Source organism: Pseudonocardia lutea (assembly GCF_042658055.1).
Lineage (GTDB): Bacteria > Actinomycetota > Actinomycetes > Mycobacteriales > Pseudonocardiaceae > Pseudonocardia > Pseudonocardia lutea.
In genome coordinates this window covers 183,614-199,403 of the sequence record NZ_JBHSQK010000044.1, presented here as the reverse complement: position 1 = coordinate 199,403, position 15,790 = coordinate 183,614, and the positions used below count along the sequence as shown (strand labels likewise).

13 protein-coding genes and 1 pseudogene are annotated in these 15,790 nt (G+C 76.2%); 5 read left to right on the top strand and 9 right to left on the bottom strand.

The window, feature by feature from the left end; translation table 11 throughout:
* Positions 1-902: ATP-binding cassette domain-containing protein (locus ACFQH9_RS18495; protein WP_379567385.1), on the top strand; the 902-nt coding region annotated here is incomplete at its 5' end.
* Here ACFQH9_RS18495 and ACFQH9_RS18490 read toward each other — a convergent pair.
* The 8 genes from ACFQH9_RS18490 to ACFQH9_RS18455 are packed head-to-tail and all read right to left on the bottom strand — an operon-like array spanning position 868 to position 9,297.
* Positions 868-2,319 carry an NADH-quinone oxidoreductase subunit N gene (locus ACFQH9_RS18490; RefSeq protein ID WP_379567384.1) on the bottom strand — a complete coding sequence of 484 codons (1,452 nt, stop codon included), beginning with the start codon at positions 2,317-2,319 and terminating at the stop codon, positions 868-870. The genes ACFQH9_RS18495 and ACFQH9_RS18490 overlap by 35 nt on opposite strands.
* Before the next feature lie 34 nt (positions 2,320-2,353).
* A complete protein-coding gene (locus ACFQH9_RS18485) occupies positions 2,354-3,862 on the bottom strand; it encodes a complex I subunit 4 family protein (RefSeq protein WP_379567383.1) in 1,509 nt (502 codons plus the stop codon).
* A gap of 3 nt (positions 3,863-3,865) precedes the next feature.
* Complete coding sequence (locus tag ACFQH9_RS18480) at positions 3,866-5,764, bottom strand: proton-conducting transporter transmembrane domain-containing protein (RefSeq protein WP_379567382.1); 1,899 nt, start codon at positions 5,762-5,764, stop codon at positions 3,866-3,868.
* 6 nt (positions 5,765-5,770) lie between these two features.
* The gene (locus tag ACFQH9_RS18475; protein ID WP_379567381.1) at positions 5,771-6,076 is read right to left on the bottom strand and encodes an NADH-quinone oxidoreductase subunit NuoK; all 306 of its coding nucleotides are present in this window, start codon (positions 6,074-6,076) and stop codon (positions 5,771-5,773) included.
* A complete protein-coding gene (locus tag ACFQH9_RS18470; RefSeq protein ID WP_379567380.1) occupies positions 6,073-6,630 on the bottom strand; it encodes an NADH-quinone oxidoreductase subunit J in 558 nt (185 codons plus the stop codon). The genes ACFQH9_RS18475 and ACFQH9_RS18470 overlap by 4 nt, the downstream gene beginning before the upstream one ends.
* Positions 6,631-7,587: a complex I subunit 1 family protein gene (locus ACFQH9_RS18465; RefSeq protein WP_379567379.1), complete on the bottom strand. Its 957-nt coding sequence runs from the start codon at positions 7,585-7,587 to the stop codon at positions 6,631-6,633. It abuts the gene before it with no gap.
* Positions 7,580-8,956 carry a hypothetical protein gene (locus tag ACFQH9_RS18460; protein ID WP_379567378.1) on the bottom strand — a complete coding sequence of 459 codons (1,377 nt, stop codon included), beginning with the start codon at positions 8,954-8,956 and terminating at the stop codon, positions 7,580-7,582. Before ACFQH9_RS18460 ends, ACFQH9_RS18465 begins: the two co-directional genes overlap by 8 nt.
* The gene (locus ACFQH9_RS18455; RefSeq protein WP_379567377.1) at positions 8,947-9,297 is read right to left on the bottom strand and encodes an NADH-quinone oxidoreductase subunit A; all 351 of its coding nucleotides are present in this window, start codon (positions 9,295-9,297) and stop codon (positions 8,947-8,949) included. Before ACFQH9_RS18455 ends, ACFQH9_RS18460 begins: the two co-directional genes overlap by 10 nt.
* A gap of 240 nt (positions 9,298-9,537) precedes the next feature.
* Here ACFQH9_RS18455 and ACFQH9_RS18450 point away from each other — a divergent pair, with 240 nt between their 5' ends.
* The 4 genes and pseudogenes from ACFQH9_RS18450 to ACFQH9_RS18435 all read left to right on the top strand — a co-directional run bounded on the left by ACFQH9_RS18450 (position 9,538) and on the right by ACFQH9_RS18435 (position 14,530).
* On the top strand, positions 9,538-10,536 hold the full coding sequence (locus ACFQH9_RS18450) for a hypothetical protein (RefSeq protein ID WP_379567376.1): 999 nt from the start codon (positions 9,538-9,540) through the stop codon (positions 10,534-10,536).
* Positions 10,533-12,821, top strand: a pseudogene (locus tag ACFQH9_RS18445) (heavy metal translocating P-type ATPase); the annotation flags it as partial. The gene ACFQH9_RS18450 and the pseudogene ACFQH9_RS18445, both read left to right, overlap by 4 nt.
* A gap of 147 nt (positions 12,822-12,968) precedes the next feature.
* Complete coding sequence (locus ACFQH9_RS18440; RefSeq protein WP_379567398.1) at positions 12,969-13,376, top strand: YciI family protein; 408 nt, start codon at positions 12,969-12,971, stop codon at positions 13,374-13,376.
* Positions 13,377-13,384: 8 nt separating this feature from the next.
* Positions 13,385-14,530, top strand: a complete 1,146-nt coding sequence (locus tag ACFQH9_RS18435; protein WP_379567375.1) for an RNA polymerase sigma factor — start codon at positions 13,385-13,387, stop codon at positions 14,528-14,530.
* Positions 14,531-14,592: 62 nt separating this feature from the next.
* On the opposite strand, the gene ACFQH9_RS18430 is transcribed toward ACFQH9_RS18435, so the two are convergent.
* Positions 14,593-15,480 (bottom strand): MerR family transcriptional regulator, encoded by an 888-nt coding sequence (locus ACFQH9_RS18430; protein ID WP_379567374.1) that lies wholly within the window; start codon positions 15,478-15,480, stop codon positions 14,593-14,595.
* Between the last annotated feature and the right edge of the window lie 310 nt (positions 15,481-15,790).

Sequence of the window (15,790 nt, the reverse complement as noted above, 5' to 3'; positions counted from 1 at the left end):
CGCTCGGGATCCCCGCGCTGTGGGCCGGCGCGCTGCTCGGCACCGCGCTCGCGCTCCTCGCGTTGACCCCGCTCGCGACGGCCGAGCTGGTCGCGCTGCTGCCCGACGCGGCGTACCGGCTGGCCGCCGCGCTGCCCGCGGCGCGCCGGCTGGGCGAGCTGGAGCGGGCGCCCGCGGCGGTGGCGGAGCCTGCCGATCCGCTCCCGGCCCCGCCCGGGCGCACCCTCGCGGCACAGGACCTCGCCGTGCGGTGGCCGGACGCGGAGACGGACGCCGTCACCGGGGTGGACCTGCTGCTCGGCCCCGGCACCCGGCTCGTCCTGGCCGGGCCGACGGGCAGCGGCAAGAGCACACTGGTCGCGGCCCTCATGCGCCTGCTCGACCCGCGGGAGGGCGCGGTGCTGCTCGACGATGTGGACGCGCGCGCCCTGCGGGGCGAGGACCTGCGCTCCCGCATCGGCTGGTGCGGCCCCTCCGCCCACCTGTTCGACGGCACGCTGCGGGACAACCTCCTGCTCGCCCGCCCGGACGGGACGGACGACGACCTCGCCGCCGCGCTCCGCCGGGCCGGTCTCGGGGACTGGCTGGCGGGCCTGCCGGAGGGGCTCGACACCCCGGTCGGCCGGCAGGGTGGTGCGGTGTCGGGTGGCGAGCGTCAGCGCCTCGGCCTGGCCCGGGTGCTGCTCGCCGACCGTCCGCTCCTCCTGCTCGACGAACCGACCGCGCACCTCGACGCCGCCGCGGCCGCGCACGTCTGCGCCACCCTGCTGGCGGTCACCGCGGGGCGGACGGCCCTCGTCGTCAGCCACCGCCCGGACGAGTTCCCGGGGCTGCCGCGGCTGCTCCTCCCGGCGCGCGACGGCGTGGTCAGGGGTTCGCGGGCGGGGTCGGCAGCCCCGTGAGGGCCAGCCCGGCGCCGACCCCGAGCACCAGGGTCGCCGCGGCGGCGGCGACCGCGGCGGCGGTCGCCCAGGGCCGGGTCCGCTGCGGCGCGGCCGCGTCGGCCTCCGGGTCCGGGGCGAACACCGGGGCGATCCAGCGCAGGTAGTAGAAGAGGCTGGCCACGGTGTTGACCAGGGCCAGCACGGTCAGCCAGGCCATGCCGCCGTCGACCGCGGCGGTGAACACGGCGAGCTTGCCCAGGAACACCGCCGTCGGCGGGGTGCCGACCAGCCCGAGCAGGCAGACGACGAGCGCGGCGGCCAGGGCGGGGTGGCGGCGGGCGAGGCCGCGGAAGTCGTCGATCGTGCGCGCCGCCCCGTCGGGGGTCGTGACCGCGGCGGCGACGGCGAAGGCGCCGAGGTTGGTGAGGGCGTAGGCGCCGAGGTAGAGCAGCAGGGCCGGACCGGCCTGCGCGGTGCGGCCGGCCACGGCGACGGCCATGAGCACGTAGCCAACCTGCGAGACCGCGGAGTACCCGAGCAGGCGTTGCACGGAGGTCTGGAAGAACGCCGCGAGGTTCCCCAGGGTCATCGACACCGCGGCGAGAATCGCCACGAGCAGCGGCCAGGCGACCGCCGCGGCGGGGATCGCGGCGGGCAACAGCCGGAAGACCGCGACCAGGGCGCCGATCTTGGGGAGCGTGGTGACGATCCCGGCGACCGGGGCGGGGGCGCCGTCGCTGACGTCGGGCACCCAGAAGTGCGCGGGGGCCGCGCCGGCCTTGAACGCGAGCCCGGCGAGCACCGCGACCAGCCCGACGGCGGCCAGGGCGGGCATCGACCGGCCACCCGCCGCGGCGACCGTGAGGTTCTCGCGGAGCGGGCCGTAGGCGGTGGCGCGGCCGGCGGCGTAGAGCAGCGTCACGCCGGTGACCATGGTGACGCCCGCGAAGGCGCCGGAGAGGTAGTACTTCATCGCCGCCTCGGTCGCCGGCGCGCCCCGGGCCCAGCCGACCAGGGCGTAGAGCGGGATGCTCGCGAGCAGGAAGGCCGCGAACAGCAGCAGCAGGTCGGTGGCCCCGGCCATCAGGACGGCCCCCAGGGCGCCGAGCAGCAGCAGGACCCAGTACTCGGTCTCCCGGCGGTTCCCGGCCGCGGTGTCGACGGAGGCGCCCGCGGCGAGCAGGAGCGCGACGAGCACGATCACCCGGGTGGCGTTGGTGGTGGGGTCGATCGCGTAGGAGCCGAACACCGTCTCCGACGGGCGGGCCCAGGCCAGGGCCGTGGCGACGAGCCCGGCCAGGCAGGCGGCCACGGCGAGGAGCGCGACCGGCCACTGCCGCCCGCGCGGCAGCCACGACCCGGCCAGCAGGCCGAGCACGGCGGCGCCGAGCAGCGCGAGCTCCGGGACCAGTGCACCGGGGTCCTCGTTCGTCATCTCCACGGCGGTACCGCCGGCGGCTCCGCTCCGGTCATCGGGTGACCAGGGTGTTGAGGGCGGCCGCGGCGGGCTCCACGAGGTCGAGCAGGACGCGGGGGGCGAGCCCGATGAGCGTGGCCAGCCCCAGCAGCGGCGCGATCGCGACCAGCTCCGCGGGCCGCAGGTCCGGGAGCGGGCGCGGGGTGCCCGGGGCGTCGGGGGTGCGCAGCGGACCGAGGAAGATCCGCTGGAGCGCGACCAGGAACAGCGCGGCGGTGACCAGGATCCCGGTGACGGCGAACGCGACCGGGACCGGGGCCGCGGGCAGGGACCCGGTGAAGATCTGGAACTCGGCGACGAACCCGGAGAAGCCGGGCAGCCCGAGGGAGGCGAACGCGGCGATCGCGAACAGCGCGGCGAACCGCGGGGTGCGGGCGGCCAGCCCGGACCAGTCGCCCAGCTCGTAGGTGCGGCCGCGGTCGTACAGGACCCCGGCGAGCAGGAACAGCGCCCCGGTGATCAGGCCGTGGGACACCATCTGCACCAGCGCGCCGGTGGTGGCCAGGGTCCGGGCCTGGGCGTCACCGGCGGCGACGAGCCCGGCCGCGCCCAGCCCGACCAGCACGTACCCCATGTGGTTGATCGAGGTGTAGGCGATCATCCGCTTGAGGTTCGTCTGCGCGAGTGCGACGAGCGCGCCGTAGACCACCGACACCACCCCGACCAGCAGCACGACCAGGGCGTACTGCCGCCAGCTCGCGGGCAGCAGCGGCATCGCGATGCGGACCAGCCCGTACGTGCCCATCTTCAGCAGCACCCCGGCCAGGATCGCCGACCCCGTCGCGGGGGCCTCCGTGTGCGCGGGCGGCAGCCACGTGTGGAAGGGCACCGTCGGCGTCTTGATCGCCAGCCCGACGCCGATCGCGAGCAGGGTCAGGCCGGCGTAGGGCCCGCCCGCGGCGAGCGGGTTCGCCGCGGCGAGCTCGACGACGTCGAAGGTGTGCGGCTCGGCGGCGAGGAACAGCAGGATGAACCCGAGCAGCAGGGCCAGCGAGCCGAGGAAGGTGTAGAGGAAGAACTTCAGCGCCGCCGCCCGGGCCCGTTCCGCGTGTCCCCACCCGGCGATCACGAAGTACATGAACACGATCGACAGGTCGAAGAACAGGAAGAACAGGATCAGGTCCAGCGCGGCGAACAGGCCCAGGCACACGGTCTGCAGGGCCAGGAACAGCAGGACGTAGGCCTTGACCCGGTGCGTCTCGCGCAGCGCGAACACCGCACAGGCGAGGAACAGCACACCGGTCATGGCCAGCAGCGGCAGCGACAGCCCGTCGACCCCGAGGTGGTAGGAGATCCCGGCCGACGGGATCCACGGCAGCCGCTCCTCGTACCCGAACCCCGGGCCGGCGGGCAGCCGCACCCAGGCGGCGACGACCAGCGCCAGGTCCGCGAGCGCGACGGCGATCCAGGCGCCGACGAACACGCGAGCCGGCAGGCGGGCGGGCAGCGCGAGCAGCACCAGCGCCGCGAGGGCGGGCAGGAACACGATCAGCGACAGCATCGTTCACCCCACGACGACCACGACGACGGCCAGCGCGGCGAGCAGTGCGAACGCCACCGACGCCTGGGCGTAGTACTGGTGCAGCTGCCCGGTCTGCGGGCGGCGGGCCCACCGCCCGAGCACGCGCGCGGCGCCGGCGAGCCCGCGGACCGTGCCGTCCACGGCCCCCTCGCCACGGCGGTCCAGGCCTCGGCCCAGGCGCACGGTGGCCCGGGCGCTGTCGTCCACGGCCCGGTCGAGGACCCGGTCGTCGAACCGGGCGAGGCCGCGCGCGACCGCCAGGACCGGGCGGACCACGAGCGCCCGGGCGGCGGGCTCCAGGCGCAGCCAGTCCCGCAGCAGCGCCGGCGCCGGCAGCCGGCCGCCGCGGCGCCAGGCCCACCCGGCGGCCGCGGCCGCCACCACCGCGGACAGCGCCAGCTCCCACGCCGCGGGCGGATCCGTGGCCAGGATCGTGGGGCCGACCAGCGGGAGCATCCCGAGCCCGGCGGCGCCGGCGGCGAGCACGACCAGCGGCGGCGCAGCCGGACGCGGGACCTGCCCGGTCGGCTCCTGCCCGGTCGGCTCCTGCCCGGGAGCGGTGTCCGGGACCGCTCGTGCCGGCCGCCAGACGAACCACACGGCCTTCGCGCTGTAGACCGCGGCGACGGCGGCACCGGCGAGCCCCACCGCGTACAGCGCGGGCGCGCCGGGCAGCGCCGAGGTCAGCGCCGAGGCGAGCACGGCGTCCTTGGCCACCCACAACGACAGCGGCGGGATCCCGGCGAGCGACAGCGCCCCGACCGTGAACGTGACGCCGACCAGCGGGAACCGGCGGGCCGCGCCGTCGAGGTGGTCGAGCCGCCTGGTCCCCAGGGCCGTGAGCCAGGCGCCCGCGGCGAGGAACAGCAGGCTCTTCGTGGCCGCGTGGGCCACCAGCTGCAGCGCCCCCGCCGCGGTGGCGGCGGTGCCGGCCGCGGCACTCGCGGCACCGGCGGCGAGCACCATGTAGCCGATCTGGGCGCAGGTGGAGGCGGCGAGGAGCTGCTTGAGGTCGCGTTGCGCCACGGCGACCAGCCCGAGCCCGAGTGCGGTCAGCGCGCCGGTCCAGGCCACCAGCGGGCCGGCCCAGCCGACCGCGCCCAGCAGCGGGGAGGTGCGCAGCAGCAGGTAGGCGCCGGCCGCCACCATGGTCGCCGAGTGCAGGAGGGCGGAGACGGGGCTGGGGCCGCGCATCGCGCCGGAGAGCCAGAAGGCGAAGGGCAGCTGCGCGGACTTGCCCAGCGCCGCCGCGACCACCCCGGCCGCGACGACCTCCCGCCAACCCGCGGCGACCCCGGCGAGCTGGTCGAGGGCCAGGGCCGCGGCCCCGCCCGCGAGCGCCGCCCCGGCCGCGAGGTAGAGCCCGAGGTCGCCGAACCGCGTGGTCAGGAACGCGGTGTGGGCGGCACCGACCGCGGCCGGGTCCCGATGGGCATAGCCGATCAACGCCCAGCTCGCCGCGCCCATCACCTCCCAGGCCATCAGCAGCGGGGCGAGCGAGGTGGCGGTGACCGTGGCCAGCATCGAGCCGGCGAAGAGCAGCATCAGGCCGGTGAAGCGTCCGGTGCGCAGCTCCGGCTCGCCGGCGGCGAAGACCAGCACCGCGAGCGTCGCGACGGCCACGGTCACGACCAGCACGGCCGACAGCGCGTCGACCGCCCACCCGGCCCGGATCCCGGCGAACAAGGCCGTCTCCGCCTGCGGCCGCGTCGCTGCGGCGATGACGGAGAGGGTGGTGACGGTCGCGGCGGCGACCACGCCGACCCCCGCGACGACCGCGCCCCGCGGCCCGGTGCCGCGCGGACCCGCGGGACGCAGGTCGGCCAGGGCCACTACCGCGCCGACGGCGAGCGGGAGCCCGATCAGCCACCCCAGGAGCACGGCAGGTCAGCCCCTCAGGTCCGCGGCGCCGTCGGTCATGTCGACCTGCCGCGCCCGGTAGATCGCGGTGGCCACGGCGAAGCCCGCGGCCATCTCCACCGCCATCGCGGTGATCACCACGACGATCAGGACCTGTCCCTCCGTGCCGGCCGGGGCCAGGAAGTACCACAGCGCCGCGGCGGCCAGCAGGACGCCGTTGAGCATCAGCTCGAGCCCCATCATCAGCATGACGATGGACTGCTGGGACAGCGCCCCGTACAGGCCGATGGCGAACAGCCCGGCCGCGGTGAGCAGGAACAGCTGCAGGATCACCGGCCGACACCCCCGCCGGCCGGGTCGGCGGCGGCCCGGGCGTCGAGCCCGTCGGTCAGCCGGTCGTAGCGGCCCCGGCCCGTCGCCAGCACGACCGTCGCGACGATCGTGGCGAACAACGTGACGCCCAGGGTCATCATCGTGAGCATCTGCCCGCCCATCAGGGACAGGCCGAGCGCGAACGTCGGGTCCGTCGGCGGCTCCCCGGCCCGCTCCGGCCAGTCGACCAGCAGGATCCCGGCGGCGAGCGCGACGAAGGTGGTGACCGAGATCGTCATCGCGCCGGGCTTGTTGTGGTACATCGCCATCGGCATCAGCCCGGCCGGGTTCATCATGAACATGATCATGAAGACGACCATCACGACCATCTCCATCACCATCATCAGCGCCAGCACCACGCCCAGGTAGCCCAGCCCGAGCTGCACGACCATCCCGGCCACCGCCAGGAACGAGGCGAGCAGGGCGAAGGTCACCCGTGCCATGGAGCTCAGCCGGAACACCGCGAACCCCGACACCACCGCCGCGAGGGCCAGCACCCAGAACACGGCCACCATCTACGGGCCTCCTTCTCCGAGGACGACGAGCGCGACGGCCAGTGCCTGCGCGATCGTCAGCGGCACGAGCACGACCCAGGAGATCTCCGTGAACCGGTCCATGCGGATCGTCGGGAACCGGCGGGCGAGCCAGACCAGCACGGCGAGCACGGCGAGGGTCTTCACCGCCACCCACGCCCACGCGGGCAGCCACGGACCGGCGCCGCCGCCGAGGAACAGCGGCACCGCCATCGCCGCCGCGGCCACGAACAGCAGCCACCGCCCGGCGGTGAACAGCAGCCGATCCACCCCCGACAGCTCCGCGCCGGCGCCGCCCGCGAGATCGCCGGCGACCGGGGCGTCGAACGGCCCCCAGAACGCGATCGCCGCCGCGGAGACCAGGTAGACCACGAAGGCCACCGGCATCAGCACGACGAACCACAGGTCCTGCTGGGCGGCCACGATGTCCGTGACGCGCAGGCTCTGCGCCCCGAGGGCGGCGGTGATGATCGCGAACATGTGGGGGAGCTCGTAGGCCAGGCCCTGGGCGACGAACCGGTACCCGCCCACCAGCGACAGCAGGCTGTTCGGCCCCCACCCGGCGGTCCAGACCGCGACCCAGCCGAGGACCTCGACGGCGTTGAACCAGACGATCCCGACGCCGAGGTCGGCGACGGGCCGGGTCCCGAGCGGGATCACCACCGCCACCAGCACGGCCGCCACCGGCAGCAAGGCGGGGCCGAGCCGCCACAGCACGGGATCGGCGGCGACGGTGCGCCTGCGCCGGCCCACCAGCAGTCGCGCCACCTCCCGCACCGGGGCCCGCAGGTCCGCCGGGTGGCCGGCCGCGCGGGCGGCCAGTACGGCGTCCCAGGTCACCGCCGCCCAGGTCACCGCGACCAGCAGCAGCGGGAGCACGAGGACCCACCACAGGGGCAGCGCGCCCGGCGCGGCGGGCACCGGCGTCGGCTCATCCACGGTCCGGGTCCCCTTCGGTGCCGGGGCCGGGGTGCCCGCTCGGCGCGGCGTGGCCGTGGTGGGCGGCGACCTCGTCGCCGGACCGGGAGTGGCGGTCCGCGCCCGGGGCGGTGTCGGTCTGCGTGTCGAGGCCGGGGTCGGTGTTCGTCTCCGTGTCGGGGTCGGCGGCGGCGACGAGCAGGCGGGCCGCGGCGAGCTCCGTGCCGACGAGGGCCCGCTCCAGCTCGGCCGGCCCGAGCCGGGTCGGGCCCGTCGGGTGCCCGCCGTGCGCTTGTCCGACGTCCGTGCGGCCGGAGCCGACGGCAGCGTCGAGGGCCCGGCCGAGGACATGCTCGAGGACCTGGTCGAGGGCGCGGTCGAGGGCGCGGTCGAGGGCGGCCAGCCGCAGGGCGACCAGGGCCGGGACGTCCGGGAGCCCGCGCAGCATCCGGCGCAGCGTGCGGGAGCGGCGCACCCTGCGGGACAGGTGTGCCGCCGCCTTGCAGAGGACCTCGGTCGAGTCGTCGCGCGGTGCCCCGAGCAGGTCGTCGCGCAGGCGGCGGGCCCGCGCCGCGGGGTCCTCCCAGCCGGCGACGCCGAGCACCCGGGCCAGCGCGTCGAGCTCCCGTGCGACCGCCCGTCGGGGTGCGTCCTCCGGAGGACCGGAGGTCCAGAACGAGCCGGCGACCGGATCGTCGACCAGGCGCGCGGAGGCCTCCTGGACGACGTCGCCCTGCAGGGTCAGGTCCAGTACCAGCCCGGCGGGCCAGTCGGGGAGCACCGGGCCGAGGCCGACCTGCAGCCGGTCGAGCATCAGGCCGTCCCGGTCCTCCCCGAGATCCGCCATCGGCAGCCCGCCCGGCATCTCCGTTCCCCCGTGCCCGCCGTGCGCGCCGTGGGAGCCGTGCCCGCCGTGCGACCCGTGCCCGCTGTGCTGCTCGTCCCCGCCGTGCGACCCGTGGCCGCCCTGCGACGCGTGCCCGTCGTGCTGGTCGTGTCCGCTCGCCGGATCCTCGTCGTACGCCCGATCCGGCCTGGTCCGCGCGGCATGCTGCTCCTCGAGCACCCCCCACCCACGGCCGGCGGTGACGAGGTCCGCGGCCGCCCGGTCGAGCACCTCGGCGACCGCGGCGGGCCGGTCGACCCGGCACCGGGCCCGCGGAGTGGGGACGGCCGCCCACACCGCGTCGGCGGCCGCGGCGAGCTCGGCGCCGGGGACCCCGACGAGGACCAGGAGATCGGCGTCGCCCGGGCTCGTCGCCCGCGGCCAGCCGCGGCGGGCCAGCTCGCGCTCGACCGCCAGCCGGCCGGCGGTGCCCCCACGGGCCGCGACCACGAGGGCGTGCGGGCGCGCGCCGGCCAGCCGGACCAGGCGCGTGGTCAGGTCCATCGCAGCGCGCCCTCGCGCCAGGCGTAGACCACGCCGGCCAGCAGGATCCCGAGGAACAGGAACATCTCGACCACCGCCGCGGCCCCGACCCGCGAGACCACGAGGGTCCACGGGTACATGAACACCATCTCCATGTCGAAGGCCAGGAAGACCATGGTCACCGGGTACCAGCGGACGTGGAACCGGGAGAACGCGTGCTGCGCCGGGGGCAGACCACCGCTGAACGGCAGCACCTCCCGCGCCGTGCGATCGGGCCGCACCGCACGGGCCAGCCCGTACACCAGCGCGACCAGCGCGAGGACCACGCCGAGGGCGACGAGGACCGGCACGAACTCCCGCACGCTCCCTCCCCTCTGCGGCGCTATACCCCTACCCGGGACGGGCATCCGGAGCGGTCATGGTGGACCAGATCCCGCGGCACTGTCCACGGCGGCCACCAGCTCGTACCCGGTCGCGGGGCGGTGACACCCGGACGGCCTTGAATAGGGTACCCCCCTAGGGTATGTTCCGGCGAGGGACGGCCGGAGCTGCCGAACCGCTGTCCCCACCGGCCGATCGGCCACCGAGCAAGGGAACGGACCATGCACACTCTCGCGAAGCTCTCCGCCTACGGCGCGGCGCTCGCCCTGCTCGCAGTCGGGGCGTACGCGACCGGATCCGCTGTCGGCCCCCTCGACGGCGCCGCGACGGCCACGGCCGCGCCCGCGGGCCCGCCCGGCGGCGAGGTCGCCGGGCACGGGGACATCCACGGCGACGCCGCCCCGGAGGCCGCGAACCGGTCGGACCAGCCCGCCGGGCTGGCGTCGAGCAGGGGCGGCTACACCCTCACGCCCACCGCGTCGACGCTGACCGCGGGCACCGCAGGCGATCTCGCCTTCCGCATCACCGGGCCGGACGGGGCCCCGGTCACCGCGTTCGACGAGGAGCACACCAAGCGGCTGCACCTGATCGTGGTGCGCCGCGACACCGTCGGCTACCAGCACCTGCACCCGACCATGGACCCCGACGGCACGTGGCGCGCCCGCGTCGACGTCCCCGCCGGCGGGGTCTACCGGGCCTTCGCCGACTTCACCCCGACCGGCGGCCCGGCGACCACGCTCGGGATGGACCTGTCCGCGGCCGGCTCCTACACCCCCGCCCGGTACCCGGCCAGCCGGGTCGCCGAGGTCGACGGCTACCAGGTCCGGCTCGACGGCGACCTGACCGCGGGGCAGTCCTCCGCGCTCACGCTCACCGTCACCAAGGACGGCGCCCCGGTCACCGATCTGCAGCCCTACCTGGGTGCGTACGGCCACCTCGTCGCGCTGCGCTCGACCGACCTGGCCTACCTGCACGTGCACCCCGAGGGCAGCCCCGGAGACGGGCGCACCGCGGCCGGGCCGCAGATCCGGTTCGTCGCCGAGGTGCCCTCCACCGGCACCTACCGGCTGTTCCTGGACTTCCAGCACGCCGACACCGTGCGCACCGCCGAGTTCACCGTCCCCACCGGGCCGACCGGTCCGGCGCCCGCGGGCGGGCAGCCGGCCGACGCCCCGCACGACGACGTCCACACCGGGACCACGGGCGGAGGCCACCGATGACCACCACCAGCCCCGTCCCGGCGCCGGCCACCGGGTCCGTGACGGACGTCGAGCTCGCGATCACCGGGATGACCTGTGCGTCGTGCGCCAACCGGATCGAGCGCAAGCTCAACAAGCTCGACGGCGTGACCGCCACGGTGAACTACGCGACCGAGAAGGCGCACGTCCACGCCCCGGAGGGGGTCGCGGCCGAGCAGCTGATCGCCACCGTGGAGGCCGCCGGCTACGGCGCCCGGCTGCCCGAGCCGCCCGCCCCGCCGCGCGCCGACGCGCCGGAGGGACCCGGCGAGGAGCCCGTCGAGCTGCGGGCCGCGCGGCAGCGGCTGCTGGTGTCGGCCGTGCTGTCGGTGCCGGTCGTCGCGCTGGCGATGGTCCCGGCGTGGCAGTTCACCTCCTGGCAGTGGATCTCCCTGACCCTCGCGGCGCCGGTGATCGTGTGGGGAGCGTGGCCCTTCCACCGGGCGGCGTGGGCGAACCTGCGCCACGGCGCCGCGACGATGGACACGCTGATCTCGCTGGGCACCCTGGCGGCGTTCGGGTGGTCGCTCTACGCGCTGCTGTTCGGCACCGCGGGGATGCCCGGCATGACCCATCCGTTCGAGCTGACGGTCAGCCGGGCCGACGGGGCGGGCACCCTCTATCTCGAGGTCGCCGCCGGGGTGACCACGTTCGTCCTGGCCGGGCGCTACTTCGAGGCCCGCTCCAAGCGGCGCGCCGGTGCGGCCCTGCGCGCGCTGCTGGAGCTCGGGGCCAAGGACGTCGCGGTGCTGCGCGGCGGCCCCGACGGCACGAGCGAGGTGCGGATCCCGGTCGCGCAACTGGCCGTGGGGGACCGCTTCGTGGTCCGGCCCGGGGAGAAGATCGCCACCGACGGCACCGTGGTCGAGGGCAGCTCCGCGGTCGACGCGTCGATGCTCACCGGGGAGTCCGTGCCGGTCGAGGTCGGGGTCGGCGACGAGGTCGTCGGGGCGACGGTCAACGCCGGCGGCCGCCTGGTCGTGCAGGCGCGCCGGGTCGGGGCCGACACCCGGCTCGCGCAGATGGCCAAGCTGGTCGAGGACGCGCAGACCGGCAAGGCCGAGGTGCAGCGGCTGGCCGACCGGATCTCCGGCGTGTTCGTGCCGGTCGTGATCGCCCTGGCCGCGATCACCCTCGGGTTCTGGCTGGGCACCGGGGCCGGTGCGGCGGCGGCGTTCACCGCCGCGGTCGCCGTGCTGATCATCGCCTGCCCGTGCGCGCTCGGCCTGGCGACTCCCACCGCGCTGCTGGTCGGCACCGGCCGCGGCGCCCAGCTCGGGATCCTGATCAAGGGTCCGCAGGTGCTGGAGTCCACCCGCCGGGTCGACACCGTGGTCCTGGACAAGACCGGCACCGTCACCACCGGCCGGATGACCCTCGTCGGCGTGCACACCGCCGAGGGCGTCGACGAGCGGGATGTGCTGCGGCTGGCCGGGGCGTTGGAGGACGCCTCCGAGCACCCCGTCGCCGCGGCCGTCGCCCGGGCGGCGCGGGAGCGGGTCGGTGCCTTGCCGGCGGTGGCGGAGTTCGCCAACCACGAGGGCCTGGGCGTGCAGGGCGTCGTCGACGGGCACGCCGTGCTCGTGGGGCGTCCGCGGCTGCTGCAGGACCGGAGCCGGCCGCTGACCGGCGACCTCGCCGAGGCCGTCCGGACCGAGGCCGCCCGGGGCCGGACCGCGATCGCGGTGGCCTGGGACGGCGAGCCACGGGCGGTGCTGGTGGTGGCCGACGCGGTCAAGGACACCTCGGCCGAGGCGATCGCGCAGCTCACCGGGCTGGGGCTCACCCCGATCCTGCTGACCGGCGACAACCGTGCCGCGGCCGAGGCCGTCGCCCGCGAGGTCGGCATCGACCCCGGTCCGGACACCGTGATCGCCGAGGTGCTCCCGGCCGACAAGCTCGCCGTGATCGAGGACCTGCAGGCCCGCGGCCGGGTCGTGGCCATGGTCGGTGACGGGGTCAACGACGCCGCCGCGCTCGCCCGCGCCGACCTCGGCCTGGCCATGGGCACCGGCACGGACGTGGCGATCGAGGCCGCCGACATCACCCTGGTGCGCGGCGACCTGCGCACCGCGGCCGAGGCGATCCGGCTGTCCCGACGCACGCTGGCGACGATCAAGGGCAACCTGTTCTGGGCGTTCGCCTACAACCTGGCCGCCCTGCCCCTGGCCGCCGCGGGCCTGCTCAACCCGATGCTCGCCGGCGCCGCGATGGCGTTCAGCTCCGTGTTCGTGGTCGGCAACAGCCTCCGGCTCCGGAGGTTCCGCCCGACGACCCGGCTAGCGCACCGGTCGAGGACGATTTCCGGGCGACGACGAAGATTTTTCCGGGGAGGATGTCGAGAACCCGCACTCGGCCGCGTCCCGGGGGTGCGAGCGACCACACCGGGTCGCACCAGGACGAGGAGAACGACGATGGCCAAGTACCTGCTGCTCAAGCACTACCGCGGCGCCCCGGCGGCGGCGAACGACGTCCCCATGGACCAGTGGACGCAGGAGGAGATCTCCGCGCACATGCAGTACATGCGGGACTTCGCGACCCGGCTCGAGGGGACCGGCGAGTTCGTCGACAGCCAGGCGCTCGCCCCGGAGGGGACGTTCGTCCGGTACGACGGCGAGGGCCGCCCGCCCGTCACCGACGGCCCGTTCGCGGAGACCAAGGACCTCATCGCGGGCTGGATGGTCATCGACGTCGACAGCTACGAGCGCGCCCTCGAGCTGGCCGCGGAGCTCTCGGCCGCCCCCGGGGCGGGCGGCAAGCCGATCCACGAGTGGCTCGAGGTGCGCCCGTTCCTGACCGCTCCGCCCACGGTCACGGACTGAGCCCTCTCGTGGACGAGGCCCTGCTCCGGAACCTCACGCCGAGCGTGCTCGGGGTCCTCGTCCGCCGCGGAGCCGACTTCGCGGCGGCCGAGGACGCCGTGCAGGACGCGCTCGTCGAGGCGGTCCGCGTGTGGCCGGCCGACCCGCCGCAGGACCCGAAGGGCTGGCTGGTCACCGTGGCCTGGCGCAAGTTCCTCGACGCGACCCGGGCCGACGCCGCCCGCCGCCGGCGTGAGGACCTCGTCGACGAGGAGCCCGCGCCCGGGCCCGCGCCCGCGGTGGACGACACGCTCCAGCTCTACTTCCTGTGCGCCCACCCCTCCCTGACGCCCTCGTCCGCGGTCGCGCTCACGCTGCGCGCGGTCGGCGGGCTGACCACCCGCCAGATCGCCCGGGCCTACCTGGTGCCCGAGGCGACCATGGCGCAGCGCATCAGCCGGGCCAAGCGCACCGTCGCCGGAGTGCGCCTCGACCGGCCCGGCGACGTCGCCACCGTGCTGCGCGTGCTCTACCTGGTCTTCAACGAGGGCTACTCCGGCGATGTCGACCTCGCCGCCGAGGCCATCCGGCTCACCCGCCGGCTCGCAGCGGCGATCGACCACCCCGAGGTGGCGGGGCTGCTCGCGCTCATGCTGCTCCACCACGCCCGGCGTGCCTCCCGGACCGCGCCGGACGGCAGCCTGGTGCCGCTCGCCGAGCAGGACCGCAGCCGCTGGGACACGGCGGCGATCGCGGAGGGCGTCGCGATCCTGCAGGCGGCGCTGGCCCGCGACCGGCTGGGCGAGTTCCAGGCCCAGGCCGCCATCGCGGCCCTCCACGCCGACGCGCCCACCGCCGAGGAGACCGACTGGGTGCAGATCGTCGAGTGGTACGACGAGCTCGCCCGCCTGACCGACAGCCCGGTCGTCCGGCTCAACCGCGCGGTGGCGGTCGGCGAGGCCGACGGCCCGCGCGCCGGGCTGGCGGCGCTCGCGGAGCTGGACGAGTCCCTGCCACGGCACACCGCGGTGGCGGCCTACCTCCACGAGCGGGCGGGCGACCTGCCGACGGCGGCCCGGCTGTACGCCGAGGCGGCCCACAAGGCCCCCACCCTCGCCGAGCGCGACCACCTGACGCGCCAGGCCGCCCGGCTCAACGCCCGCCGGTCCGGCTGACGGAGCGCACCGATCCTGTCCGCGGTCCCCGGCCGATCCGCCGGACCAGGGCGCTCGCCCGGTCACCGCCGCCCGAGGGTCTCCTCGAGGAGGCGTGCCGCGTCGCGGTGGCTCTCGCCCAGGTAGACGCCGGGCACGCGGCGGCGGGAGGGGCGGGAGAGGAAGGCGTTGCCGGCGAAGAAGGTTGGCGTGCCCAGCCCCGCCGCGGCGTCGAGGGCGGCGACCGCCGCCCGCCGGCCGAGGGACAGGTGGGAGACCACGACGACGGCGACCACGTCCGGCGTCTCGGCGGCGATCGTCAGGCTCGGGACGGGGGTGCGCGCGCCGAGCACCCGGCAGGCCCGGCCGTCCGCGGCGAGGAGCATGCCGAAGGCCTCCAGTCCCAGGGAGTGCAGGTCCCGCGGGCCGCAGGCGAGCAGGACGCACCCGTCGCGGCGCGGCTCGGGCGCGAACGCCACGCTCCGGGCGAGCCAGGTCCGCGCCGCCTCCGTGGCCAGGTGCTCGTGCCCGACGTCGCAGGTCCCGATCTCCCACCAGTGCCCGATCCTGCGCATGGCGGGCACGAGCACCAGGTCGACCGTGGCGCCCAGGCCCAGCCGTCGGGCGGAATCGTCCAGACAGGAGCGGATCCCGCGCTGGTCCAGGGCTCGGGCGGCGCCCAGGAAGCGGTCCACGAGGTCGCGGCCGGGTTCGTCGGAGTCGACCAGGAGGCGGGCGGTCGACGCGGCGTCGCCGGCGCGCCGGCCCCGGGCGATCTCGTCGCGGATGATGCGCAGCTCGTCGATCACCTGCGTCGGGTAGCGGCGGTGCCCGCCGCGGGTGCGGACGACGCCAGGCACCGCGTAGCGGTGCTCCCAGGTGCGCAGGGTGGAGACCGGCACGGCGAGCAGCGCGCTCACCTGCTGGATCGTCAGCGGACGGTCCGGTGGGCTCTGCGTACTGACCGACACGGGATCAGCGTGCGCCCACGGGCCGCCCCGCGCAGCGGTCCCGGAGATTCGAATGCGCAGGTTCGGCCGTTGCCCGGCGGGGCCCGCCGCTGCACGCTGGAACCAGGTCGGCCCGGTGCGCACGGCCCTCGCCCGCCCCCCAGGCGTGGGACGCGCACCGGGCCGGCACCAGAGCGCCGGACCCGGAGCCGGAGCGGTGCGCGACCCGCCCCGGACCCCTTCCCGACCGCCGGTCCGCTCCCCGCGCGGGGCCCTCTGCCGGGCTGCCGCCGCGCGGCCCGCCTCCGTCCGCACCGGATCGAGGCGGGCC